Below are 12,857 nucleotides of genomic sequence, written 5' to 3' on the forward strand. Positions count from 1 at the left end.
GGTGTACTCTCCACAAGCTTCACTTCCGCCCAACTCCTGTGCTCATATCATGCAGCTTTCCAGCAAAACACGAGCACACTTGCTCGTCTTCGCTTTTTTGAAGGTTCAATTTCATTTTCAGGAGCGATTAAGAATTACTTTGTTTGATGGGATCATGGTGATACCTCCACCCGTTTAATATTCTCAACCTTTTTTATAGGGCGGGAATGATGACAACAGTATGTCATATTATTCAGTACTTTTTTGAAAATGACTTCGTTTAATCTTTTGATGACGACTGTACTTGACCAAACATGAACTTGATCATTTAAATAAAAAAAGCCGCGATTTTTGCGGCCTTTAATGAAATAGTACTTATGTCATCTTACAAAGCTGCTCAACATCTGAATTAAGTAGTTTATTACTTTTGGTTTAGTGTTTCTACTTCTTCCGAAAAAGCATCTTTGTATTGCTGATACAATCCGGTATCAAACTCGTAGTCTGCGTCATTAGGCTTTGGAGGATTATCTTGAAGTTTTTTATACAAAGTATCAATCTCGCCTGAAACCTTCGTCCATAATTGTTTCACTTCATCATATTTTGAATCTATTCCTTGGATATACTTATCGTATTCTGCTTTCTTTTCCATCGCCTTGCCGAGTTGCTGGATCATGAATTCCATATCTATGGTTTCTCCTGTTGCAGAAGTACCACTGTGGGCAAAGTGACCGATATTTACAAGACCATCGTTCCAAATATCTCTAGTGACGAAGTTGTTGATCTCCGCTAATTCTGACTCTACAGTAGGTTTTTCATCTGACTGAGACGAATTATCTAGTTGTATCCCCGCATCTTTGAAAGCCTGCTGTAATTGTTCTTGCAATTTCTCTTCTTCGGTTTTCTCTTTTCCGCAACCTGCAAATACTGCCATCGTGACTAAGCACAGAATGATGTATATGCTCTTTTTACCCCATTTGGACATTTAAGCCTCTCCCTTGTTTGCAATAATTTCCTACCTTTACTATTATCGGTTTTGTAGACGGGTTATTTAATACACAGAATAAAGTCACCCATCTAAGCTAATAACTTGTCTGCAATCTAGTTTGTAGCCTAAAGACAATAGATAATAATTACTTTGGATATAGGCGTTGATAAAAATAAAAACGAAAAGCACGCCAGAAATCAGGCATGCTTTTCGTTTTTTTCAATATGACTTTGAAGCGTAAGCCCTATATTACTTAGCAATCGTTATGTTACTCAACCTAGGCTTGGTCGCTCTTACTGTTTAGGTAATCTCCCCCCCTCTATTAATCATCCGTCAGGAATGGGACTATGTTCTTGTCACAAAACGGGATTGGGACGATGTTCTTGACACCAAGCAATGACAAGAACTTGCTCCCATAAATAGAAAAAGCCGCGATTTACGCGACTTAATCTTATCACTCACTTTCCCCCTAGCCCTTCTGCATGCGAAAAACATGGGCGATCGGAGCCTGCGCGTTCAATTCGCAATCCGGAAGCGTGATCGAGATACCTTCCGGCGTACGCTCAACCTGCAGCAAGGCGTCGCTTCCGACAAGCTCAATGCCGGAAACGGGCTCCTGATAAGGAATATGAACGACCTTGGAGACGGTTGCATCTGCGCTTTCATATAAGTAAGTACAATACACGGTATTTCCTTTCGTGGTGAATGCGCAGGCACCGGTATAATACGGCGCGCACACACGTGTACCGTATACCGCCTCGCCGTAAACCTCCATCCATGCGCCCAATTCCTTGATGCTTTTGATCGCCCCGGCCGGCAATCGTCCGTCGGGCTGAGGACCTACATTCAGCGCTAAATTGCCTCCTTTTGATACAATTTCCATCAGAATTCGAACGATCTCCCTCGCCGATTTATACTGATCATCGTATTTGAAGGCCCACTGTTTGCCGATCGTAATGCAGCTTTCCCACGGTACGTTCAGTGGTCGCTCCGGAATCGCTTGCTCCGGCGTCACATAATTCTCGTAAGGCCCTCCGACTGTACGGTCCGCGGACAGCAGCCAGGGCTGCGTTTGACGGGCTCGCTCGACGACCTCGCCCAAACGAATGTCCTGCTTAACCTCGTCACTCGCTTTGACCCAGCCCGCATCCAGCCACAATATATCGATCCGGCCATAACGGGTCATCAGCTCCATGATTTGCTCATGGGTAAAATCGACGAATTTCTCCCACAGCCACGGATATTCCTCGGGGGAGTACGATGGCCCTCTCCACGTATCGCGGCCCCTCTCCATTCCTGGCGCCCAGTAATACGGCATATGCCAATCCGCCTTCGAGAAATAAGCGGCGATCGCAAGCCCCTTGCTGCGGAAAGCGTCAAACACATGCTTGCAAACGTCGGCATAGCGGTGTGCATGAAACGGTGTTTCGGTGCCGGTAATCCGGTAATTCGTCGTATGTGTGTCCCACATGCAAAATCCGTCGTGATGCTTGGTCGTAAAGATCAAATATTTGAACCCGCCTTCGGCGGCGATTTCCGCCCATACCTCCGGTTGGAGGCGGAACGGATTGAACGTGCGGTTCAGGCCGAAATATTCGCGCTTCAACTCTTCGTAATCGCTCGTCCAGTCGACATCTTTACGCGCCCATTCACCGTCTTCATCGCTGAGAATCCAGGACTCGGCCTCGATCTGCGAATAAGGTCCCCAATGCATCATTAGGGCCAATTTCTGATCCTTAAACCATTCCAATCTTTCCAGAGTAATCGGATTTTCTGGTTTCATCCATTTCGTCTCGCTGCTGTATCCGTGGACGCCTTCATTCAATTCCGGAACTTCAGCTTGCTGAAGTTCTTTGATTTCCATATCGTTCACCTTGTTGCCTCCTTCTGTTCTCCGTGTCACTTCGAAGTGAAAATTTTACGTTTGTCTAAGACTTTCCTCAAATTCTTTTAACTCAATCACTCTATGTAGTTAAATTTGAAGAAACGCCTTAATCCATATGAAATACTTCCTCCATTGTCGTCCACCATTCTCCTTCCGAAGCGGAATCAACTGGTTCCTGACACGGATCTGTTAGTTTCCACCACGCTTGCGTGATCGGGTCAGCAGCCATATTAGCCATATCTTTCTCGAAGTCTTGTCCCGTGTATTCCAAGTAACTAAAGAGATTCCTATCTCGGTAGTATATAGAGTAATTTTGGACGTTACTTTCTTTTAACCGATTTAAGACTTCAGGCCATACTGCCGCGTGTAATGCTTTGTATTCGGCTAACCTATCCATTTTCACCTTAATGATCCATCCGTATCTTTTCATTGTCATCCCTCTTTGACTCAAATATAAAAGGTGGACAACGTATAGAGGTGGAATTGCTGCCAGTTGGTTTATCCATCTTCTTTTCTATACTAACAATTATCGGATACGATAATTATCAAAATACTGGAGAATGACCTCTGTTTAAGCACCCGGCATTTCTGGGAGGACATAAATCCATTTTTCACCATTGCGGGTTCAACGAATATATCACGAATTCAAGGAAAGTATTCTAGTATAATCGCATTATGCGTTGCACCCACAAGATGCTGGTGAATTTGCCCCATTTCTCCGACATGCGGAACAACTGGCAAATCATAGGCTGCCGCAAGAGCTGTTCCTCTACTTAGGATGTGCCCAAGGAAGTCCTATATTGGATTGTTCTATCGTCTCAACGAAGACTCCCTATATAGGACTTGAGGGTTAACATGTTTACTGTAAAACTCTATTGAGCAAAGCTGCTGCTTCGGCACGGGAAGAAATACCGCTCGGAACGAATTTGTTTGCATCGCGTCCATTAATAAAATGAAGTGCCGCCGCCGCTCTTACTGAATCAAGCGCCCAGGCAGCCACAGCGGATTCATCTGTGAAGAAAGAAGCCGTATTTCCGTTCAACTTGACGTCTTTCAAGATCACATACGCCCGCATCATCATGGTGACCATTTCTTCACGTTTGATTCTCGCATCGGGATCGAAAGTCGTTGTGCTTGTTCCTTTACTAATGCCTGCTTTGACAGCTATGGAAACAGCATCTTCGTACCAGGCGCCCTTCGCCACATCCGTAAATTTCGATTCGCCTACTGATGTCAGATGCAATGCTTTGACAAGCATAGCTGTAAATTCGGCCCGTGTGATGGAACGCTCTGGCTCGAACATTGCCGCACTAGTTCCGTCAATAATTTGCTTCGCCGCTAACTGTTCGATCGCATCGGCCGCCCAATGAGTGGACTTAACATCGGTAAATGATTTCTTGAATTCGAGCATCGCATATTTGCTAAAATGGTAAATATTAGCGACCCATTCTCCGTTAATAAATGTGCCTCGCACATATTCCAGCATACCATTGTCTGCCAAGTAGTAAATGCCAGTCAGTTTTGGATTTAAGGAAGGATCCACTTTGAATCGAATCGTCATCGGCTTATCGAAGCTGCTCAAGCTTGTCACTTTACCATCTTTCCCGACAATCGATAAGTTAAAATTGATCACTTTGCCGGAAAGTTTAATTTGTGCAAGTGTGGAAGATTGCCTTATCGCTAGAAGTTTGTTAGCATCGGATTCGGATAAGGGAGTCATGATCAACTCTATCTTACTGTTTTGTTTATCTTCTGCGGACAATTTATCTACCAACTGTTTAAGCAATTCAGCAGGTACTTCCAACGTGAATGGACCCATTTGAATGACTAATTGATTAGGTCCGAGCAGTTCGGCTGCATTAGCAGGAAGTACAATTTTCTCTTTATCTTTGGCTATGATTGTCACAACTCCGTTGGAAGCTGGAGAGGTAAGGTCTTCCGTTTTCACTATAAGTGTATGAGAATCGGTATTTCCATTGACTGTACCATTGCCACCACCAGTAGAAGGGTCTCCACCGCCAGTGTCCTTTGGCTTAAACGTAACATTGATCATATGGCCGGCAGTTACGTTGGTAAACGTATAGACGTTGTCGGTCACTGACACGGAGGTTCCGTTTACCCTCACCTTGTCGATTTCGTATCCATTGTTCGGATTGAATGTAAAGGTTTGATCAGCACCCTCATCGACTACAACAGCGCCGTTAGGACTAATCGTTCCGTTTTCCCCCGCACTCGCTGTGATCGTATGTGTCTGGTCACCGCCACCAGTATCCTTTGGCTTAAACGTAACATTGATCATATGGGCGGCAGTTACGTTGGTAACCGTATAGACGTTGGCGGTCACTGACACGTCGGTACCGTTTACCCAGACCTTGTCGATTTCGTATCCATTGTTCGGATTGAATGTAAAGCTTTGATCAGCACCCTCATCGACTACAACGGCGCCGTTCGGGCTGATCGTTCCGTTATCCCCTGCACTCGCTGTGATCGTATGTGTCTTAGCTCCAATCTCACCGTTTTCCCGAAGGTTATAGAGCTCAAGCTCATACAAAGCGTACATGCCCCACGTCGTATAGTTCGCATCATTGATTTGTATTCTCAGCTTCATTGCGTCCTTTATTGTAGGAATATTGGCAAAGGTGTACTCCATTACGTTGTCATCTACGCTGTTTTTCCATTGGATGGGTACGCCATTCGCTATGGTTTCAAAGTTTACTCCGTCTGTAGAAGCCTGAACATCAATATTGGAAATACCCTGGAGTAATCCAGAAGTTGTGGCCATGACGATGGTGTTAAAGGTTTGCGGCTGTTCCCAAGTAAGATTAATCTGATGCGGAAATTGATGATTGGCTCTTATACTCGCGAACATGGTTCCATAACTGCCGTCTACCATATTCGAAGCACCATAGCCGCTATTATCTTCCCTGGCAGCTGATGCTGTAATGTTAGAATAGCTTCTGGCAATATTGGTGCCGGGTTCATTCACATTGCCTTTCAAAATGTTCAACGTGTAGAGCATTGAAGTCGTCCCGTCGCTTGCGGTGGACTTGATATGAACCATGCTTTTACCGATTGGAATATCAATCGCCTGCGCCGTGTTATTGGCGACGGTCTTTCCGTTGATCTGCAGCGTACCCTCTTCATCCGAAAGCGTTGGCGTAATCGCGATGGTGTTTACATCAATAGGAATCATTACCGGGTAGGTCGTCGTGCTGTTGTCAAACGTAAAGGAAGGAACATTAGAGATTGTTAAATTTCTTAGCGTTCCATCTGCTATTGGACTAATCTCTCCGTTGTCTGGAAGGTTATAAAGCTCAAGCTCATATAAAGCGTATATGCCCCAATACGTATTGTTGGCGTCATTGACCCGTATTCTCAGCTTCAGCGCGTCATTAACCGTAGGGATATTGACATACGTGTATTCCATTTTGTTGTCGTCTGTGCTGCTATTCCATTGAATCGGTACCCTCTTCGCAATTGTTGTCCAATTCGTTCCATCCGAAGTAGCCTCAACGTCAATATCCGTTATACCCTGTAATAACCCTGATGGCGTGGCCATGACAATCGTATTAAAGGTCATCTGTTGATCCCAAGTAAGATTGATTTCATGTGGGAACGGATGGGTGTTAGTATACCCGCTAATACTAGCAAACATGGAACCGTAACTGCCGTCAACCATATTCGAAACGCCATATCCGCTGCTGTCTTCCCTGGCAGCTGTTGCTGTAATCGCTGAATAACTTCTCGCAATATTGGTGGTCGTTTGATTCACATTGCCTTTGAGAAAGTTCAAAGTATATAGTCTCGTGGTTTCCCCATCACTTGCGGTAGACCGAATATGGATCTTACTTTTACCTGTAGGAATGTTGAATGTAAGCCTCTTTCCGCTGCCAATACGTTGTCCGTTGACCTCCAGAGTTCCATTTGCATCCGAAAGCGTTGGCGTAATGGAGAATACGTTAACATCACTGGGAACGATAACTTGGTAATTAATATTGTCCTTATTAAAATGAAACGAAGGTGAGCTAGTCAGGTCCAAACTTTGTAGTGTTCCGTCATAGATCTGCTGTCCTTCATACATGCTCACTCGATAACCGTCAACGAATAGGCTTTTGTTCTCTAGGTTCACTACCTTGATCGTGTGCTTGCCTGCTGATAGATTATGATTGCTGTATACCGATATTGAATCGAGTTGAACCTTTTCATATAGATCAATAATGACCGGAGCGGAATCGTCGATGTATACGGCAATTTTACCGGAGTATTCATTTTTCTCTGCAATAAGATCGATTCCGGACCCTGTAAATGTATAGGTCAAATAATCTTCCGCTTTCAATGTGGCTTGCACACCGCCCATATAAGCGTATTTCCGGCTTTTTGCAAACCATTCACCGTTGAAGGTGATTTCGCCGGTCGCGTTATCGGTCATGTATGTCATAGGTACATCTTGCCCATCGTAGGGACTCGTTGGCACGGGAATTGCACCCACAGGTTCACTGGCAGCAGCTTTAACCAGATAATTATGAAGCATTCTGATATATTCAGGGTCAATGGTATATTTTCTCGGATCTGAAGGGCTAACAGCGCTGTCAGCTATACGCTCGGCAAGATCAGGATTGGTTTGTTTGAGTTTGTGCATCAGTTCGTAATCCTCTAGTCCGTCTCTTTGGGCTTCGTAGCGCAGCGAGCTCTTAACCGTCATATTATCATTATCCGGATATACGATCGTGGAATCGCCATAATGTGGGACATACCATACGTTCCATCCCCAATGCAAGTGCCCTTTAACATCGTCTTGACTAAGATTCCAGAATAACAGCCTGCCAGTCATAGTGGGCTGTGTCCAGAATCTGTTCAACCACGGAGCCGGATTGGCATCGCAAGTATACACCCACAAGTCTTTGCCGGCCGCTTGCTCCTTTTTATAAAAATCCTTATTGTATTGAAAAACCGGCGTTAACGGAACCCAAACATCCACATAGGGTTTAATGGCTTCGTTCATTAAAGTACCGCCCGCATCAGCGTCCAATGTTTTGAAATCTGGAACGATCTCTTTTACTTTTCTAGCTATATACGTCATATAGTTTGTAATGCTAGAACCGTTGGGTTCGTCCTTAGTATGTTGATACCAAGTGAAGCCATTATCGTTAAGCCAACCTTTTTCCTCTAAATGATCGTGCAATGCCGTCAAGTAGTTAGTAAGATAAGCGTCTGTTGCAGGTAGTGAATTGTTCTTAGGTATTGACGTTAACCACGGATCTTGGGGATTTTCTTTGTTTGGCCTTTCGCTTTGCGGCATTTGTTCTAATGCATGGATCAAGTGAATGTTCGCAAAATGAGTAATCCCTCTATCCATAAAGGTTTGAACATATCGATCAAACAAGGACCAGTCGATATCTTTAGGTATCCCGTCTTTAAAAGACGCCATTTTGGTACCATTTGCGTTTAATAACAAGTCTGTCCGAACCCAAATCATGTTCTGTCGATAGTCGCTCATGATTTTGGCGAAATTATCCATAAGCTCAAACCATTCATCGCTATATGTTTCCACTCCGTAATAGTACTGACCAACGTCATAACTATTCTGAGTTAAAGGATCATCAACATTCTCAGGCGGATTACCTCCAATCATAAAACCATTCGTCATCGACCACTGATAATTAACGAAATTAGCTTCAGAGGTTTGAGGGATTTCAACGTTAGCTACCTCAACGTCAATAGGTACTTGATAATCGCCCAAAGTCGTTTTCACTGTAACCATACCTTGATAAAAGCCAGGAGCAGCACCGGCTGGAACAAAATTCGTTATTAAAATGGGTTGAGTTGAATTTGCCGCCACATGTATAGATGGCTCGTTGGACAGCGGGTCGGGGATTGCTGATAAGGGATAGATTTGCTCGCCTACCAAATCCGGCCAATACTGATTGGGTTGCACTGTATCTTCAAGTTCGTATTCCGCAAAATGATAGCTTAAGTTGCTGTTTGAGATCGTATTGCCAGAAGATACAAGATTGGAAAATTCAACTCCAGTAATCTCAAAATCAGTAGTGCTTCTTACAGCAATTTGCTCATTTTCGTATTCGTTTCTGGCTGAAACAAGATCAATGCTGTTCCCAGGACTTGCGGGGATCGTGCTGGTCCTATATACGGCTTTCAATGCATTAACCACCCATACATCCAGCTGGCCGCTATCAGCATAGACATGAGCAGTATTGTTCTGATAAAAGAAGCTTGCTAGAATCATAAAACAAAGCATTTTATACGTTGTTCGCTTGAACATGGATCAACAATCCTCTCATTCTTTTTTTTAATTCAGAAACCATTTGTTGAAGCGCTTACAAAGGCGGTTGACAACGCCGTCTGTTCACAATTACATTGTATTATCATTYGAAACCCTGTAAAATAACAGTATTTTTTGAAATCTAACAGATTTCGATTAGAAACAAAAAAAGGGCCGTGCTCTTATGAGCATTGACCCTTTTTTGATCATGGCTATTGATCACTTATATGACGATACTGCGGTATGCGTACGATAACTGAAGTGCCAATCCCGGATTGACTATGAATTAATATCCCGTATTCGGATCCAAATAAGAGCTGTAATCTTTCTTGCACATTTTTAATGCCATAACCCGCACTTTCATGTTCAAGAATACGCTTAATCTTATAAGGTTCCATACCGACACCATTATCCTCCACAACAAATACAATATCTTCACCGTCGAGACTTGCCCGCAGGATGAGTTTACCTCGGCCCTCCCTCTTAAGATCGATGCCATGCATAATCGAGTTTTCAACAATCGGTTGCAAAATCAAATGGATCATTTCAAATTGAAACACCTTGTCGTCCACATCAAATTCTACGTCAAACCTTTTATTGTGCATTGCTAATTGAATATGTATGTACGCTTGGACGTTTGTCCATTCATCTTGAATCGAAATAATCTGCTTCCCTTTATTTAAAGTTGTTCTGTAATAACTAGATAGTTGATTTACCAAGTCACTAATTTCTTGGGCATCGATAYGCAGCGCTTTTGAATTAATTAAAGATAAAGAATTGTATAGAAAATGGGGATTAATTTGAGCTTGTAGCGCTTTCAGTTCGGCAGACTTTTGCGTAATTTTTGTTTGATATACCTCTGAAATGAGCTGATTAATTTGTTTAAGCATAGAACCGAATCGATTGGTAAGCTGCCCGATTTCATCTTTGGAATTCGCTGATACAACAATAGTAAGATCACCGTCTTCCACCATCTTCATTTTGGTGTTTAATTTCTCGATTCCTTTTAACAGCGTTTCTGAGAACAAGAAGATAATAATACTTAGAAAAACCATGCAGATGAGTACAATGATGCCCGTTGCGCTTAAAATATTGCCAATGCCTGTTTTGTACTGATTGTCGGGAACCAAATAATGAAGTATCCAATCGGTTTGAGGAATATCTTTGTTTACAACTAAATAGGATTCGCCATCTAATTTTGCATTTGAAGTGCCTTTCCTTGAAAGTGATTGAAGTTGAACATCATCCATCTGCCCAGCATGCTCTGATAATACGGGCCGATTCTGTCTATCGGTAATGATGATGCCATTCCCTCCGTTCACTCTGCCAATGAAATCACCGAAGATTTTGTGGTAATCAAATCTAACATAAAGTACAGCGCTCACGGTCCTAAACTCGATATTGTAAATCACTCGTGTGGCAAACAATTCTCCATCTTCAAACCACCACTTGGTTGTATCACTGCCCTTTGTTTCTAGATACCAATCCTTCTCCTTAATTGCAGATGAAGGCGTCATGAAGTTTCCTATTTCAGATTGATGACTTTCGGAGTACAACATTATCTCATTCATATCCCTAACCATATACATCAAGTTAAAAAAAATAGGTTCAATTTTATCATTCAGCATCATTAATTGTGTGTACAAATCCAGATTCGGGTTACTCATCATCTCGATAACCGTAGGATGGAAAACAATCGATTTTATTGACACATCCTGCCTCTGAAGTCGGTAACTGATCTCTAAAGTGACTTTCTTCGCCTCGTTATCCGCACTTTGCAGAAACTGGCTCTCTAATGAAGATTTAGAGTTATGGTAGGCATATAAGCCCAGTACAATGGTTGGCAGGAAGATGACAATCACATAAGAAAGTAATAATTTCTGGCGCAGGCGGAGATTACGGATAAATTTGAGTAGAGTCACCTTCGCCCACCTACCTCACGATATTGAACTGGAGTCAAGCCATTATATTGCTTAAACATTAAATTAAAATAGGAAGTGTTCGTGAATCCAACTGTACTGGCAATATCAACAACTTTAATCGTTGTATCTCGCAGCAACTCCTTCGCTCGCTCCATACGAACGGCTGTAATATATTTGACTAGGTTTTGGCCTGTATTTTTTTTAAACAAAAAACTTAAATAACTTGGCGATAAAAAGACGCGATTGGCTAAATAGGCGACCCCAATATCACTTCCGTATTCCATCTGGATGAGAGTCTGTACATCTTCAATCACTTTGCGGCATTGATCATCTGTCGCCGTTTCGATTTGCAGCAAATGCTCCTGAAAAACGGATAAAATGACTTGCCTCAACTCAGCAATCGAATTGCATAGTGCGATTCGCTCAAAACCATTCTTTAATAAATTGCTGTTTCTTTTGCCTTGAGACTCTACTATTTTTTTTAATATGTCTGTAAATAATAGCTTGGCATACATAGAACTAAAGCGCTTACAACTTTGCATACTTGCAATGAGAAACTCTATTCGATGCTCAAGTGTATAATATTCCTTTTGTGCAATGGAAGTATAAATATCCTTCAGCATAAGCTCTAACGATTCGTCGTCTATATGGTCATGAAAGCTTTCATCTTCTTTGGAACAAACGACACTGCTTTCCATAAAAAAACGAAAATTCATTAACTCTTCCATTTGGGTAAACTCATCATGAAGTCCCTCTAGCTTCTCTACCGGACTACCAACAATAATAAAACTTCGCCGGTCGAAGCGAGTCTCCAGCCATTCTTTAATCCAATCCCCATAAGCCATAAGCTCTTGCAGGTTATCGCGGTTCTTTGAAGCTGGATCAATAGCGACTAGCATGATGCTTTGATACTCATTCAAATTTAAAAAAAGCATCTCATGTGTACAAATCGATTGTAGAAAATCGAACGCTTCTGTATGATGTTGATCAAAAAAACGATTTTGCAATCCAATCATAATCATATACATTCGCTTATTTACCAGATGATTTAGGCTTGCAAAAGCTGCCCGTTCCTCGTAATGAACGTCACTCTCACGACCCTGAAAGAGATCAAACAGGAGCTTCTCTTTCTCATACGCCACTCCTTTATGAAAGCCTTTAACGAGCAGATCCTCTTTCTCTCTCTGAAGCCGTTCGTCTTCAAGTATAGCGATGATGAAATGGAACACTTTTAGGAATTCCTTCACATCAATCGGCTTCAACATATAATGAACCGTTCCAAGCTGAATCGCTTTTTGTGCATATTCAAATTCCCCATATGCACTGTAAATAAGTACTTTAAGGTTCGGAACGACTGCTTTTGCCTGCTTAATTAACTCTAGACCGTCCATGAATGGCATGCGAATATCTGTGAATAACAGATCTACATGATGGCCCTTTATATATTCCAGTGCCACTTCCCCATCATTGGCCTGAGCAACAGAAAATGGTAGAGCATGCTTATGAATAAGCCATTCAATGGCTTCGATTTCAGCTTGTTGATCATCGACGACTAATATATGATACATATTTTCCTCCCTGTCTGTTCAAACGATCGCTATTCACTCACCACTTGAGGATACTCTCTACAATCCAAAGCATAGCACACAGGACATTCCCATTCATACCATTGTATTAAATCACATTCTTAAATTCTTACTTCCAAATGAATTCTGTTAGGTTTCGCAAAAATCTGTTATTTCGATGAAAATGACATTTATACTACAATGATAAAAGTATCGAGAAACAAACTATCTATTTGGGAGG

The 12,857-nt window shown here is 42.4% G+C and carries 6 protein-coding genes; all 6 read right to left on the minus strand.

Annotated elements, in window-relative coordinates; translation table 11 throughout:
- Positions 1-400: 400 nt before the first annotated feature.
- Positions 401-961 (minus strand): hypothetical protein, encoded by a 561-nt coding sequence (locus AC1DSE_RS18850; protein WP_477511126.1) that lies wholly within the window; start codon positions 959-961, stop codon positions 401-403.
- Between the two features lie 472 nt (positions 962-1,433).
- Positions 1,434-2,828 carry an alpha-L-fucosidase gene (locus AC1DSE_RS18855; RefSeq protein ID WP_477511181.1) on the minus strand — a complete coding sequence of 465 codons (1,395 nt, stop codon included), beginning with the start codon at positions 2,826-2,828 and terminating at the stop codon, positions 1,434-1,436.
- A gap of 127 nt (positions 2,829-2,955) precedes the next feature.
- Positions 2,956-3,279 (minus strand): L-rhamnose mutarotase, encoded by a 324-nt coding sequence (locus tag AC1DSE_RS18860; RefSeq protein ID WP_477511127.1) that lies wholly within the window; start codon positions 3,277-3,279, stop codon positions 2,956-2,958.
- A 429-nt stretch (positions 3,280-3,708) separates the two neighbouring features.
- Entirely contained in the window at positions 3,709-9,129 is a 5,421-nt protein-coding gene (locus AC1DSE_RS18865) for a glycoside hydrolase domain-containing protein (protein WP_477511128.1), read from the minus strand.
- 212 nt (positions 9,130-9,341) lie between these two features.
- Positions 9,342-11,051 carry a cache domain-containing sensor histidine kinase gene (locus AC1DSE_RS18870; RefSeq protein ID WP_477528026.1) on the minus strand — a complete coding sequence of 570 codons (1,710 nt, stop codon included), beginning with the start codon at positions 11,049-11,051 and terminating at the stop codon, positions 9,342-9,344.
- Positions 11,048-12,619, minus strand: coding sequence for a response regulator transcription factor (locus tag AC1DSE_RS18875; RefSeq protein ID WP_441883118.1), 1,572 nt, complete (start codon positions 12,617-12,619; stop codon positions 11,048-11,050). The genes AC1DSE_RS18870 and AC1DSE_RS18875 overlap by 4 nt, the downstream gene beginning before the upstream one ends.
- Between the last annotated feature and the right edge of the window lie 238 nt (positions 12,620-12,857).

Source organism: Paenibacillus sp. 01L418, from assembly GCF_056400045.1.